The organism is Cryobacterium sp. N21 (assembly GCF_002929575.1).
Classification (GTDB): Bacteria; Actinomycetota; Actinomycetes; order Actinomycetales; family Microbacteriaceae; genus Cryobacterium; species Cryobacterium flavum.
In genome coordinates this window covers 1-13,567 of the sequence record NZ_PJJQ01000013.1, presented here as the reverse complement: position 1 = coordinate 13,567, position 13,567 = coordinate 1, and the positions used below count along the sequence as shown (strand labels likewise).

Genomic DNA, 13,567 nt, shown 5'->3' with positions numbered 1-13,567 from the left:
TATGGGTGTCACGGGCGTCGCCATCTCCCAAAGAACGCTCGCCGGGCCCGATTGGGGGATCTGCCGACACCGCGACGAAATGCAGGAGCGTGCAGAGCTTGTCCAACTGAAAATTCCTGTCCAGAGGAGTCCGCAAGGGGAACCGTCTACGGGACTTGGATTCTGCGAATCCGAATCGTTGTTGGCCCGATGCTGACGCCGCCGTGGATCAATCGGGCTGCGGCGAAGGCCGTGCGAGGGCCGCGATCACGCCGACAGCGCCCGAGAGAAGGAACGGTTCACTGAAGAGTCCACCCCTTGCATCGACCTGCTTCAATCTGGATATAAAATGTCCAGGTTGATAGGCTCGACATCATGCAGCTTCCAAAAGGGGTCGAGTGGGCCGCGCATTGCCTTGTCGTCTTGGAACGATTGACCGAAGATCACCCTGTCGCAAATTCGACCTTGGCGGAGGTCTATGGCCTCTCGCCGACCTACTTGAATAAGCATCTCCAGGCTCTGACACGGCACGGCTTGCTGATTTCGATGCCCGGATCGGCCGGAGGATTTACGTTGTCACGTCCCGCATCTGAGATCACTCTTGCTGACGTCGTTGAAGCGCTCGAAGGCGGTGGACCGATATTCCGATGCACGGAAATACGGTGCGACGGGTTGTTTCAACCGCATTCTGCCGAGATTCGCGCGAGTGGATCGTGTGCCATTGCGGCCGCGATGTGGACGGCCGAGCAGGCGTGGCGACATAGCTTAGCCGCCGTTTCGATCACAGATCTCGTCCAAGGTGTCGACGCAGTCAGCAGCAAGAATCTGAACGAATTCGTTGAGAATAAGAACGGGAAAGTTGGTCCAATTTTATGAAGATCGCAGTGTTGGGAGCTACCGGAACCGCCGGCACGCGCACGGTAAACCTACTTGCGAAGAAGGGCATTTCCGTGGTTGAAGTGTCCCGTTCGGCTGGCGTAGATCTAATCTCCGGCAAGGGACTAAGTGATGCACTGCGCGGAGTCGATGTGGTGATCGACGCCTCCAATACGTTCCCCCAGGACGCCACGATGGGACTGCACGAGGCGCTCACCACTGCGACTCAGAACGTTGTAAAGAATTGCGTCACTCAAAGAGTAGGCCACCTGGTGTTTCTATCCATCGCCGGAGTGGAAGACCCCGTTTTTGACGATTTCCCCTACTACGCGGCAAAGCGCGCACAAGAAGAAATTGTTGCAGCCGGCCTCATTCAGTCGACCATCGTGAAGTCCACGCAGTGGTATGAATTCGCGACAAACCCCTCGGCAGTCTCCTTTCTGGACAGCGAAGTGCTTGTCCAGGACTGGCTCATTCAGCCGATCGCTGCTGACGCTGTCGCAAAGGTCCTTGTGGACACGGCCCTCAATGCGCCGGGTTCGGTCGTCAAGACCATCACCGGGCCCGAGCGGATCCGACTTCCTGAACTCACCTCCCGGGTACTAGCCCGGAGCGGGGACTCGCGGCCGGTGCGGTCAGCCAGCCCCTCGTTAAACGCGCTCTCTGAGGGGGTGCTGCTTGCTCCTACTGAAGCCACAATATTGGGACCGGATATCAACACCTGGTTAGCGTCGCTGCCCTCGGCGGGGTAAGCGCCATGTTCGACCTGAAGCACTCCGCACACCCGCTGTGGCCATAGTCCGAGCATGGGGCCCTCCGTATTCATTCGATGTGCCCGAAAGCCGGACGACCAGCGGGCGCATTGAAGCGTAATTCCGCTCAAGTCGATTCGCTGAGCAAGTCGCCCGCAACGGGAACCCTTTGCGGACGTCCGGCGATAGGCTGGTTGCATGGTGGGCCTGTGGGAAAGCATCACGCGCGTAGGCGCAACAGTATGGTTTGCGATTGCGGTTCTGCTGACAGTCGTCGGATACTTTGGCGGCGAGGATGCCCTATGGTCTGTCCTCTGGTTGATCCCCCATGCGGTGATCTTGTTCGGCGTGTGGCGCGGCAGTCGGACCGCATGGGCGATATTAGTGGGCGTCAGCGTGGCCCTGGCTGCAACGCTGGGCATTGTCGGCATCGGAATGCAGTTCGGGTCCGGATTCGTCATGAACATCTATTGGTGGGGGCCCATGGCCCACGGCGCAGCGCTGCTGTGTCTCGTCGCTTTTCGAGCAAGTAGGCGGCGAGCAGTCACAGTCAAGCCTGAGGCGATCCATGACTCTCCGTCTGAACTTGAACGGACGCAGCACGCCGCTCTTTGATTGCTCGCGTCAGATTCAATGGCTCGGCCGGGATGGATGGGGCTTCGTGCAGTCGCAGAATCAGTGAGCCTAGTCCGGTTCACGGCCGGTGAGCGCCGTCACCCGATGATCCTGAAGGGCAGTCCGCAAGCCGGACGGTGACCGGGACACCCTGAAGCGTCATTTGGGGAACCCTCACCGGGACGAACGCTGGTTGGCAGCGCAACCAAGCACAGGGCGGCAGAGGTGCTCCCTGCCGGCAAGGGGGTTACCTGCGCGCCCATATGCTTGGATCCATGATCGCCGCCATCGCCTTCGTCACACTGATTGGCCTGTTGGTTCTCTTCCAGCTTTCCCTCGCCTTCGGCGCGCCGTGGGGACGATTCGCGTGGGGCGGGCAGCATCCCGGCGTTCTGCCGTTCGGGTATCGGATCGCCTCCGGCGTCTCCATCCTGATCTACGGGTTCATCGCCCTGCTCGCCCTCGACCGGGCGGGTGTCGCTGACGTGTTTCCGAACGCGTTCTCGACAGTGGGGATCTGGGTGGTCTTTGGATACCTCACCCTCGGCGTGGTGATGAATGCGATCTCCCGGTCCAAACCGGAGCGGTATGCGATGACGCCGGTCGCCCTCGCGCTCTCGATGCTCGCGCTGCTGATCGCGTTGAGCGGCCCCGCTGAAAAATCGTTCGCCGGCATGGTGCTCGATGACGGAGACGGACCGGTGTTCTGCACGACGATCATGGAGTCCTACCCGCCCCAATGCGGCGCCGACTCCCCTTCTATTACCGGGTGGGATTGGCCCGCGGTCGAGCACGAGCAGTCGCAAACCATCCGCTGGGGCGAGTACCGGTTCAGCGGCGAGCGCGAAGGCAACACCATCTCCATCAGCGGTTCGCCATCGCCGCTGCACTGACCGGGCGGAGGGAAGGAAGCAACGCACCGATTAGGTGTAGCTGTCTTCGGTATGAACTCTGCGTCGGCCGTGATCATCTACGCGCGCTGAAGCCCGCTAGCCGGACGGCGAGCGCGACAGATCTGGGGCCAACGCACTTGGCGGCCGAGTGCGCCGACGTTGTGTCACTGGGGAACGGCGGATTCAACCGGTCGTCGCAACACTCGATTTTTGTGAGGTGTTGTACGTGGGGTCGAAATATGAACTGGTAGAGAAACAGGCGCGGTTTTGAGTATTGATGACTCATGGGTCGACGCTGACTGCAGCATGCGATGCTGTCGGCCCACAACTGTCACATCACCGGAATGGACTGGTCAGCCCCGCCCGGCGCAGATCAGACGCGCCTAGCGCGTGAGCACCTCGTGACGTAAGGCAGGGCGATCTCGTCTCGCTCCCGCAAGGCAGGATGAGAATCCAGTAGTTCACGAACTCGGCGCAGGAGTGATGCTCGTGCGTCGCCGGTCAGGGTGATGACGCAGCTACGAGATGCCACGAGATCCATCAGCGCCGCGGGCGTGAGCACGTGCTCCCACAAGAAGTCCGCACGAACAATCGGTGCGAATTTTCCACCGACATCGGGACTTTCGCTGTTCATGTCCAACTCGATCCCTTGGTGCATGAGTCGACCCAGCTGAGCGACCCAGTCCTCACGCTCGTCGCGAATGTTCCAGAGCAGACCGAAAGTTCCGCCGGAACGGAGAACGCGTGCGATCTCGGAGCCGGCTCGTTCAACATCAACCCAGTGCCAGGCTTGCGCTACCAGAACGGTGTCGACGGCGCCGAGGGCCAGAGGAACATCCTCGGCTCGGCCGTCGAGCACTGACACGTGCGGCAACCGCCGCGACAGCTCCTTGCGCATGCCTGCTGACGGCTCGACGGCGATCACGTCGAGGCCCCTCTCGACGAGCTGGCGAGTGAGCTGACCGGTGCCTGCGCCCAAATCGAGAACCTGTCGCGCGTCGTGCGGCAGTACCCACTCGACAGCCTCAGACGGGTAAGACGGACGCCCTCTTTCGTACTCAGCGGCGGCCGCGCCAAAGGAACCCGCCTGGACGTTTCGAGCATTACTGCTTGCCATGACGTAAGCCTTGCACGGCCGGCCTGGGCATGCTTCCATGACGAGGCCGGCTTTTACGAGCGCCACCTGCGTTAGATCGGCTCGTTCGAGACGGCCACACAGAAATCGACTGAGCGACTATATCTATTGACATTCGATAGATATGAGCTCGAAACCGCCTCGGACCTCGCATGCGGTGACGGTATCGACCTGGATGTCGCTCGGCCTCCTAGCCATCGTCATCGTTGTCGGCGGAATCCTGCTGTTTCCGGTTTCGGATTCCCTCGCTCGCGACAGGTGTTGCCTGCACGCTGAATCTGGGCCGGGACAGACGCGCGTCGCCGGTAAGCAACGCCGCAGCCGGTACCGATTCACGGCAGTGTCGAACCCACCCCACGAAGTTCCATCCACTTCGGGATGGTGATTCGAGGGATCCTGATGGTGCGTGCGTTGTCTGTCGGGATCGTGTCTACTATCCGTAGGCATGGGCAAGCCGGCCGTTTTAAGGGTCGAGTGGGCGGATGCCATGTTCTCGCCCCGCAGGTCGGGGACGGTGATCTGAACGCCCTACCTGACGGGTTTGGTCGGCTTGGCGAAGTCGTCTCCGCCGTACTTGGCGTTAGCGACGCTCATCACATCGGGCCACATGCGGTGCCGGGCGGTGGCGGCCTGAAGACCTGAGAAGAACGTGCTGCGCTGGCTGCGGGCGATACCGCTCACATTCACTACCCCGGCGACAGTAGCGACTTTGGTACTGGCACCGGTCATCCAGGTGTCCTTGCTCGCGTCGGTGGTTCCGGTCTTGCCGATCATCGGCACCTTCGGAAACGTTGACCTGTTCGACGCGGTGGCGGTACCCCCGGTCATCACGCGCTGCATGGCATAGATCATGCGAGCGACGACCTCGGGCTCGACGGACTGCGTCACCTTGGATGCCGGAATCGGCAGTTCGACACCGTCGGAGCCGATGATCTTGTCGATGGCCACGGCGCTGTGGGTCTCGCCGCTGTTGGCGATGCCAGCGAAGGCGACGGCCATGCTCAACGGGGCAATCTCGTTGGTACCGAGCACGGCGCTGGCGCCTTGCTGCAAGGCGTTGCCGTCGGCCCGGTGAATACCGAAGGCCTCGGCGGTCTTGCGGATGCCGCAGAGGTCGAGTTTCTTGGCCATGCCGATGAAGCCGGTGTTGATGGAGCCAAGGGTCGACTGGAGGGCGCTGTAATTGGCCCCGGCCTCATTCGCGTCATTGCGCGGGTTGAAGGGTGGTGTGTCGTAGTCCCAGTTTTGCCTGCCGAGGCAGCTGTCCTGAAAGTTGCCCCAGTTCGCCTTACGGCGGGAGTCGACGCGCTCGTTGAGCGAGTGGCCCTCATTGAGCCACTGGGCGAGGGTGAAGACCTTATACGTCGATCCAGGCTGGAACCCGAGGGAGCCACCGTAGTTCTGGTCGGTGTTGTAGTTCATGCCCGTGTACTTGGTCCCAGACGATGCCAGCAGGGGGTCTTGGCTGTATTCCTTGTTCTGGGCCATGGTCAGCACGCGGCCGGTGCCGACCTCAACACTCGTCACGACTGCTCCCACATCCCAGCCGGCGTAGGTCTGCGGCACGTTCTCGGCCAACGTTTTGACGGCGGCATCCTGCAGCTCGAGGTCGATGCTGGTGTACACGTCGTAGCCGCCCTGGCGAAACGCGGCGAGGCGGGTTTCAGCATCCGCTCCGAAGGTCTCATCGTTGAGCAGAACCTTGGTCACGTAATCGCAGAAGTACGCGTTCGCGCCGGCCGTCTGGCATCCAGTACTCGGCGCGGTGATGGTCGGTTCGATGACCGAGGCGACGGCAGCGTCATACTCCTCCTGGCTAATGTTCTTGTACTCAAGCATCTCACCGAGGATGTAGTCGCGGCGCTCTTTGTTGGCCGCATAACCGTTGGCCACCCCGTTGGTCTCACTGTCGGGGCGGTCGAGCTGGTATTTCACCGGACTGTTCACGGTGGCGACCAAGCTCGCGGCCTGCGGCAGGGTGAGGTTCGCCGCGGTGGTATTGAAGTAATAGTTGGCGGCGGATTCGATGCCGTAGACGGTGCCTCCGTAGCCGGCGATGTTCAGATAACCGCGCAAGATCTCGTCCTTGTCATAGTTCTTCTCGACACCGATCGCGAGGCGCATCTCCTTGAGTTTGCGGTCCACGGTCTCGGTGATCGCGGCCTCATAACAAACGTCCGCCTCGGTTTCATCGGAGAGCTCTTCACACTTCTGCACCAACACGTTCTTCACGTACTGCTGGGTGATCGACGAGCCGCCGCCGCCACTGCCCAGGCCCGGGGCAAGCAGGCCAATCGCGGCGCGGGACGTGCCCTGCAGATCGATGCCGCCGTGCTTGTTGAAACGCGGGTCTTCACCCGAGATCGCGGCGTTTTTGGCGTACTCGCTGATCTGGTCAAAAGCGACCTCCACGCGGTTCTGCTGGTAGAACGACGCCATCAGCACCCGGCTGCCCACCGGGTCTTCGCGGTTGCTCGACGCCCAAATGTTGCTCTTCTGCGATAGCTGACCGATCGAGAGGTACTCCGGCAGCGTTTCGAAGACGTTGATGGTGTTCGTGACAGCTATGCCGGAAACGGCGACGGCCGGGGTGAGCGCAGCGGCAACAAGAACACCGACGACGATGCTCAGGCCGATGAAACCAGCAAGACCCCCCAAGGCGCCAATCGCTTTTCGCTGTTTAGTAGACACGATGGCGAGACTATCGGGTACGACAGCGGCACTGAAAACATTCCCTATGCTCGCGAATGTGAAGCATGTGAGACTGCGCAGGACTACTTCGAGGCCCCATCGAGCTGACGGTAGAGTGTGCCAAGGACCGCGAGAACCGCCCATGCCAAACCGAGTGGAACGACCGGATTTCTGGAATGCTGATTGTATCCGGGGTGATGACGGGCGGCTGGTCGGGCGACACCGAGAAGGTCATATGTGCTTCTGCCCTGCTCCGACGGTACGACAGCCCCCCAGATTGCGCAGCGCCACCACCACTTCGTTACTCATCAGGCTGGCTCTGGGCGCAGCTTTCGCGTAATAGTCCCGATTCCCACAGAGGGTTCGGCATGCGGACGATTATCTTCGGATCGATAGTATTTGTACAAGATGGCTGCCTCTGACTCCCGGCTCGTGGATCTGTACGACCTTGACAATCCCGACGGACCCGACCACAACTTCTACCGCGAGCTTGCCGACCAACTCGGCGCACGCAGCATCATCGATGTTGGCAGCGGAACTGGCATCCTCACGGTCACTCTCGCAGGGCACGGTCGGTCCGTGCTCGGCGTTGACCCATCCCAGACAATGCTGGACTACGCACGGAACCGCCCGGGCGCGGACCGGGCGCGGTGGATGTTCGGCGACTCCCGTGACATCGACGTGCGCAACGCTGATTTTGTTGTGATGAGCGGTAACGTGGCACAGCACATCGTAGGCGACGCTTGGCCGCGCACGCTGGCCGACATCAATCGCGCTCTGCGTCGCGGGGGCGTCGTCGCGTTCGAAAGCCGCAATCCCGGTGCCAGAGCTTGGGAGACGTGGGACGTCGCACAATCCACCACTCGTGAGACGCAGCATGGGCCGCTGACGGAGTGGGCCGAAGTATCCGGACTGCGCCCGAACGGTCACGTCTCGTTGACCTTCCACAACTTATTTGAGCGCACGGGCCATCACGTGGTCGAAGCACTGACCCTCGCGTTTCGTGACCGAGCAACCATCGAACACGAGCTGCGACAAGCCGGATTTACTGTCGAAGCGGTCTGGGGAGATTGGGTGAGAACTCCATTCAAAGGAAGCGACACGACCTTGGTTTTTCAAGCTCGCAAGCCGTAAACCGCTGAGCGCGCGCGGATTGTGTTTACGGCCGGTAGACGTTCGGCTTCCGGCCGTGGCGACTGGTGTGAAAGGCTGAGTGGCAGAGAATCAGAGGAGGGACTTGGCATGTACGAAAGTGAGCTGACTTGGCGTCAGGTGGACGAGTATCTCGTCGAGACACTCGTTGAGGAGGACGAGACGCTCATCGCCGCACGTGAGTCCGGGGCGGAGACGACCATGCCTCAGGCAGAGGTTGCGCCGAACCAAGGCAAGCTGCTGGCGCTCCTCGCCGAGATGATCGGCGCGTCGCGGGTCCTCGAGTTCGGCACGCTTGCCGGCTACAGCACTATTTGGCTTGCCCGTGCGGTTGGCGCAAATGGACGCGTCGTCAGCTTCGAACTGGAAGAACAAAATGCAGCCGCGGCGCGCGCCAATCTTGAACGAGCGGCCGTTAGCGACCGAGTCGAGATCCTGGTTGGCTCTGCCAGCGAATCGGCGAGGCGCCTCATCGACGCGGGAACCGAATCGTTCGACTTCGTATTCATCGACGCAGACAAACCCAGTAACCCCGAATACCTCCGGGCATCGATAGAACTGACCCATCCAGGCAGCGTGCTCGTGATCGATAACGTCGTGCGCAACGGCGCCGTAATCGACCCGGACAGCGCCGATGACAGGGTGCAGGGCGTTCGATCAGTTCTGGCAGACATCGCGAGCGACTCACGTCTTGAAGCCACATCGCTGCAGACTGTCGGCTCGAAAGGCTGGGATGGCTTCACGATCATCCGACGTGCCCGATAGACGTTCCCCTTACGGGAATTGAGGTTCGTCGATGGCTGGAGCGAGGTGTGCACGCGAGTACGAACATTCGTGCAGACGAATTCGAAAAATGACACCGCTGAGTTTCGTCATTTCTGCTCCCGGGGTGTCTCATAACCAACGGCGAGTATCACGGTCCAGGCATGCGGTTATGCGACGTAGTTATGAGAATCGGCCCACCGCAAGATTCCGGCGAACGCGGGGGAGCCAAGACATAGGCGTGAGACGTTTCGCATCCCTAGGGTTATAAGACATATCGAGGAAGGCGTCGTGCCACCAGCGGTAGCGACTCGTTCGGGTATTAATTAGGCCAGAAACGCATTGGCGCAAGTCTCTTGCGGATCAATCGGGGTCACCGTCCGCAACATCACGGCACTTAGCATGGTCGAAACAAAGGGTCTACTCGGTTTAGGCTGCGTACGTGAGCGCACCGCGATACACCCTTCGGAGTTTCATCGAGCTCGCTGAGCGTGAGAACCGTCGTGGCAAAGACATCGGCCGGCTCGACCCCGACGTCAGGCGGGCAACTCGCTCCTTGCAGAAGCGGCGTGAGTTGTTCCTAACAGCGATATCCAAATACGAGCGAGATGATCCCGCCCGCGAGCCGATACGCAAAAAGTACCGGGAGGTTCGTCAGAAGCTCCGACACGATCGCGACGAAGCGGTGGAGTCTGCGCTTCATCAAGCCCTGGCCTCATTCGAAGAAAAATTGGGCAAAGGCATATTTAGTTTTGTGCTCAGACCAGGCCCCGTGGCGGGAACTAAGCCGACGTACTGTATCGATCCTGCATTAGAGATATTGTTTCCCGCAAAACAGGCGGCTGCAGCAATCAAGAGCGCCGCTTCTATAGACGCTCCGAACCGCAATAGCATCGTACGCGCCCTCAAAGAGGCCCTGAATAAGGGGTACGGTCACGCAATCTACAAAATGGACGTTCAGAACTTCTTCGAGTCCATTCCGCATTCGACACTCATCGATCGCTTGGCTCGGCCGTCGACCCTAGACGGCGTCAGCGCTCAACTCGCGCGGCAGCTTCTCTCTGAGTACGAGGCGATCACGGGAAATGAGACGGGTCTTCCCAGAGGTGTCGGGTTGAGCTCCCAGTTAGCGGAACTATACATGAGCGATTTCGATCTCAAAGTCAAGATGCATCTCGGCGTGCTTTTCTACGCTCGGTACGTCGATGACGTTGTCGTTGTCGTAGAGAACGATCAGGTCTTGGTGGCGGTGCAGCACGTAATCGCTGGTGAATTGCAAAAGATGGGCCTCAAGACCAAGAACGAAAAGACTCGCGTCATAAAAACTGACGACGGAGGTAATTACAAAAACTCTGACGAGCTTGAGTATCTCGGATACCGGTTCGTACGGAGCCAGGACAAGCTGGTCACGGGGCTAACAAAAAACCGGAAGGGCCGTCGTATGAAACGGCTTGACCTTGCCCTGGAACGATGGGTAAGCACGGATCCAAGTGAGACAAATCCTAATCACGGACATGATGGGGTGCTCGTTGATCGAGTGCGCTATCTCGCGGGCAATACGAAACTACTCAACTCAAAAAGTAACGTCGCCATCGGGCTCTTCCACTCCAACAGCGCCCTGGACGAGGGTGCGTCCGAGCTCGAGGAGCTCGACGCCGTCCTTGAATCCTTCCTCGAAGCGTACGATTCCAAGATGACGGACGGAGTAAGGAAGAGGCTCGAGAACATCTCTTTCGTAAAGATGTTCGCGAGCAAGCCATTCCTTCGACTACGGCAGAAACGCATAGAGCAGATCGTTCGCATCTGGAAAGAGGTGGGTGTATGAAGTATCGCCGAGCTAAACGGGACCGGTTGCGCGCACTTACTTCCGAGATACTGCCCTACGAAGTGCCCCTTCCCTTTGACGTCACCCGGTTGTACGAGTTTCTACGAAGACTCGATTTCGTGTGGGAAAGCCAGCATTCTTTCTCAGTGCTCGACGGTCGACTCGACACATCAGAGACGCTATGGCTTGGACTCATTTTCGACCCCATCGGTTTAGGAACAGGGAGGCTCACGGGGAAGAAAGGGGACAAAACCACAAGAAGGACCTTTGTTCTATCGGACGGTGGTGGTGCAAAGTGCGATCTGCGGCACCCCTACAAATTCCGTTCGCGACGGAACAACGGGAAATCCCGAAACCTGGCGGTTCCCCACCCGCATTCGATGGTGCAGATGGCGTCGTTCATCCATGAGTATCGCGACTCGATTCTCTATTACACGAATCGGAGCAGCTACTCGATCAGGTACCCTCACCGTGTTGCGCGTCTGCAGACGAAGCGGGACTCCGTTTTCGACGGCATCAAAGATTCAGAATCGTTCGGAGTAGAGCAATCGGACCTGGAGTATTCGCATGTCTCGTCGTACTTCAGCTACCGGCGTTACAACAACATCAACCGCTTCTACTCGTCACCTGAATTCCAGGCTTGCGAACGGAAGTATCCGCGACTTGTGCGGGCAGACGTCGCTAAATGCTTCGATAGCGTCTATACCCACACTGTCTCCTGGGTTACTAACGGAATCCGCGCCAGCAAGAACATGCAGCGTGAGACCGCCGACACCTTCGGCGGCAGGTTCGACCATCTCATGCAGTACCTCAACTACGCGGAGACCAGTGGGATCATCATCGGGCCCGAGCTATCGCGCGTGTTCGCCGAGATCATTCTCCAAGAAGTGGACGTCCGAGTTGAGCAGGAACTCGAGAAGAAAAGTCTCCTGCGCGGAACGCACTACGAGATCATGCGTTATGTCGACGACTACTTCGTGTTCCTTGCCGACGCGCAGAACACCGAACTCGTCGAGGAAATCTTGACAGCGCAACTTGCAATCTTCAAACTGCATCTCAATGACGAGAAGCAACACCACTTCGATACTCCGCTGGCCTCCCATATGTCGGTGGCAAAGGTTCGCATGCGAGAAGCACTAAAACAGCGAACCCAGTGCGAGTATGACTCCGAGGAAGACCCGCTCAAGGCCAATCTATACTTCTCCGCAAAACAGGCGATCTTGGACTACAAAGCGCTGCTCATCGACACGGAGCTGAAGCACGGAGAACTCGCTAACTCGTATCTCTACGAACTAGGACGTCGCCGGGACAAGACCGTGCGTAGGTACCGGAATTACCTTAAGCATGTCTCCGAAGCTGGTGACCAGAAGGCGCTCCACAGAGCACATGTGCTCCTTGTCAGGTACTTGGTGGAGGTGCTCGACGTCGCGGTCTTCATCTACTCGGGCGCACCTTCGGTCTCCCACAGTGTCAAGCTGACCCGCATGGTCGCGGCTTCGTTAGGGGAGCTCGAGGTGAACAAGTTCGGCACGCTTGAGACTCGCCAGTTTCGCGACCGTGTTTGCCGCGAGATCATCGCGCAACTCACCGCGGTGAATGACGAACGGTCCTTCGGTGTACATACACTTCTCCTCCTTGACTGCCTTATATATCTGGACCCTACAGTGCCGGAAAAGACACTGCTGGCGATCCTGGATCGCCGAGGAACGCACGTAGAGGATCTCGACGCATTCGGCGTACTCACCCTGCTAAGGCGTTTCTCTGAGCCACGCACTACCAGCGACTTCAAAACGCGGTTACTCCAGCGCGCAAAGAGCTTGATCGAGCGGGGCAAAGACCACCAAGAAGACCAGACAGCGCGAGCGATCCTTATGCTCAGCTTGCCGACCTTCCCAGGCGCCTGGCCGCAGGAAATCGCCAACGTGATGGGGCACAACTACTCGCTGAGCAAGGTTCTCTCCTTGCAATCGAGCCGGCAGGAGCCATCAATGTTCTCTTGGAATGCGAGTGACAACTATTACGAGCGTCTACTTCTTAAGTCCGCACAGTTCGTATACTGAGCATGCAGCCATGGCGCAGACAGGATCCTCCGGGCTCCGACCACACACCGGCGCGCGGGGACGAGCGCCATCGAATCCCCAACTTATTCTTTTCGAAGTGGTTGTGCACGCTGGCGTAGAGGCGACGTAACCATGAGCTGGAGCCAAACCGGCGCGAGAACCTTCGGCAATAGCTGGTCGGCGTTGCGACAGTTGAGGTTCCAAGAATACAAACAGGCCCCAATACGACGCCATTTGAATCGGGTGCGTCGGCGCACGCTTTTTCTTTTGCTTCACGGAGAAGAAGTGTCGCCGAGTCGAGCTTGAACCGTCCCTGATTTCCTGCCGCTTCCTTTCTAGTGAAAGGATTCGGTTATGCCCAAGAAATACCCAGATGAGGTTCGTGAGCGAGCGGTTCGTATGACGCTTGATCGTGTGAAGGATTACCCGTCGATGTGGGCCGCGTGCCGCGAACTGGCCCCCAAGCTCAACGTCGGCCCGGAGACGTTGCGGAAGTGGGTCAGGCAGGCGCAATCCGACGCGGGAGAACGGACCGGCCCAACGAGCGAAGAGCTCGAGGAGATCAAGCGCCTCAAGCGCGAAAACCGCGATCTTCGGGAAACTAACGAGATCCTGAAAGCAGCGGCGTCTTTCTTGAGCTCAGGGAGCTCGACCCTCGCAACCGTCCATAGTCGCGTTCATCGTTTCGATGAAGGCGAACGGCCATGGAGTCGAGCTGACTTGTGGCGTCCTGCGTGAGCAGGGCGTGTCGGCGGACATGAGAAGCTGCCCGTAGGCGGCCACGGAATTGCCCGCTGACGGCCAGGAGATCTGCCCGTTGGTGGCCA

Annotated in this window: 11 protein-coding genes; 9 read left to right on the top strand and 2 right to left on the bottom strand. The window is 59.3% G+C overall.

Features of this window, described 5'->3' with window-relative positions:
* Positions 1–354: 354 nt before the first annotated feature.
* From CXY77_RS00335 to CXY77_RS20425, 4 genes are all read left to right on the top strand, one after another.
* On the top strand, positions 355–855 hold the full coding sequence (locus CXY77_RS00335) for an Rrf2 family transcriptional regulator (protein ID WP_104129391.1): 501 nt from the start codon (positions 355–357) through the stop codon (positions 853–855).
* Complete coding sequence (locus CXY77_RS00330) at positions 852–1,607, top strand: SDR family oxidoreductase (protein WP_104129390.1); 756 nt, start codon at positions 852–854, stop codon at positions 1,605–1,607. Before CXY77_RS00335 ends, CXY77_RS00330 begins: the two co-directional genes overlap by 4 nt.
* A 198-nt stretch (positions 1,608–1,805) precedes the next feature.
* On the top strand, positions 1,806–2,222 hold the full coding sequence (locus CXY77_RS00325; protein WP_104129389.1) for a hypothetical protein: 417 nt from the start codon (positions 1,806–1,808) through the stop codon (positions 2,220–2,222).
* A 275-nt stretch (positions 2,223–2,497) separates the two neighbouring features.
* Positions 2,498–3,115, top strand: coding sequence for a hypothetical protein (locus tag CXY77_RS20425; protein WP_233197135.1), 618 nt, complete (start codon positions 2,498–2,500; stop codon positions 3,113–3,115).
* Between the two features lie 373 nt (positions 3,116–3,488).
* On the opposite strand, the gene CXY77_RS00315 is transcribed toward CXY77_RS20425, so the two are convergent.
* Together CXY77_RS00315 and CXY77_RS00310 are read right to left on the bottom strand one after the other, a co-directional pair.
* Positions 3,489–4,232, bottom strand: a complete 744-nt coding sequence (locus tag CXY77_RS00315; protein WP_104129388.1) for a class I SAM-dependent methyltransferase — start codon at positions 4,230–4,232, stop codon at positions 3,489–3,491.
* Between the two features lie 546 nt (positions 4,233–4,778).
* Positions 4,779–6,941 (bottom strand): transglycosylase domain-containing protein, encoded by a 2,163-nt coding sequence (locus CXY77_RS00310; RefSeq protein ID WP_158252717.1) that lies wholly within the window; start codon positions 6,939–6,941, stop codon positions 4,779–4,781.
* 408 nt (positions 6,942–7,349) lie between these two features.
* Between CXY77_RS00310 and CXY77_RS00305 the strand changes: the two genes are divergently transcribed.
* The 5 genes from CXY77_RS00305 to CXY77_RS00285 all read left to right on the top strand — a co-directional run bounded on the left by CXY77_RS00305 (position 7,350) and on the right by CXY77_RS00285 (position 13,478).
* Positions 7,350–8,075 carry a bifunctional 2-polyprenyl-6-hydroxyphenol methylase/3-demethylubiquinol 3-O-methyltransferase UbiG gene (locus tag CXY77_RS00305; RefSeq protein WP_104129386.1) on the top strand — a complete coding sequence of 242 codons (726 nt, stop codon included), beginning with the start codon at positions 7,350–7,352 and terminating at the stop codon, positions 8,073–8,075.
* 108 nt (positions 8,076–8,183) lie between these two features.
* Positions 8,184–8,858: an O-methyltransferase gene (locus CXY77_RS00300; RefSeq protein ID WP_104129385.1), complete on the top strand. Its 675-nt coding sequence runs from the start codon at positions 8,184–8,186 to the stop codon at positions 8,856–8,858.
* Positions 8,859–9,297: 439 nt separating this feature from the next.
* Positions 9,298–10,680 (top strand): antiviral reverse transcriptase Drt3a, encoded by a 1,383-nt coding sequence (gene drt3a / locus CXY77_RS00295; RefSeq protein WP_104129384.1) that lies wholly within the window; start codon positions 9,298–9,300, stop codon positions 10,678–10,680.
* The gene (gene drt3b / locus CXY77_RS00290) at positions 10,677–12,740 is read left to right on the top strand and encodes an antiviral reverse transcriptase Drt3b (RefSeq protein WP_140425424.1); all 2,064 of its coding nucleotides are present in this window, start codon (positions 10,677–10,679) and stop codon (positions 12,738–12,740) included. Before drt3a ends, drt3b begins: the two co-directional genes overlap by 4 nt.
* A gap of 354 nt (positions 12,741–13,094) precedes the next feature.
* Positions 13,095–13,478 carry a transposase gene (locus CXY77_RS00285; protein WP_104129382.1) on the top strand — a complete coding sequence of 128 codons (384 nt, stop codon included), beginning with the start codon at positions 13,095–13,097 and terminating at the stop codon, positions 13,476–13,478.
* Positions 13,479–13,567: the final 89 nt, after the last annotated feature.

Bases quoted from the DNA above. Each gene is read 5' to 3' on its own strand.
- CXY77_RS20425 (WP_233197135.1), top strand. From the start codon at position 2,498: ATGATCGCCGCCATCGCCTTCGTCACACTGATTGGCCTGTTGGTTCTC.
- CXY77_RS00315 (WP_104129388.1), bottom strand. From the start codon at position 4,232: ATGGCAAGCAGTAATGCTCGAAACGTCCAGGCGGGTTCCTTTGGCGCG.
- CXY77_RS00305 (WP_104129386.1), top strand. From the start codon at position 7,350: ATGGCTGCCTCTGACTCCCGGCTCGTGGATCTGTACGACCTTGACAAT.
- drt3b (WP_140425424.1), top strand. From the start codon at position 10,677: ATGAAGTATCGCCGAGCTAAACGGGACCGGTTGCGCGCACTTACTTCC.
- CXY77_RS00285 (WP_104129382.1), top strand. From the start codon at position 13,095: ATGCCCAAGAAATACCCAGATGAGGTTCGTGAGCGAGCGGTTCGTATG.
- CXY77_RS00330 (WP_104129390.1), top strand. From the start codon at position 852: ATGAAGATCGCAGTGTTGGGAGCTACCGGAACCGCCGGCACGCGCACG.
- CXY77_RS00300 (WP_104129385.1), top strand. From the start codon at position 8,184: ATGTACGAAAGTGAGCTGACTTGGCGTCAGGTGGACGAGTATCTCGTC.
- CXY77_RS00325 (WP_104129389.1), top strand. From the start codon at position 1,806: ATGGTGGGCCTGTGGGAAAGCATCACGCGCGTAGGCGCAACAGTATGG.
- CXY77_RS00335 (WP_104129391.1), top strand. From the start codon at position 355: ATGCAGCTTCCAAAAGGGGTCGAGTGGGCCGCGCATTGCCTTGTCGTC.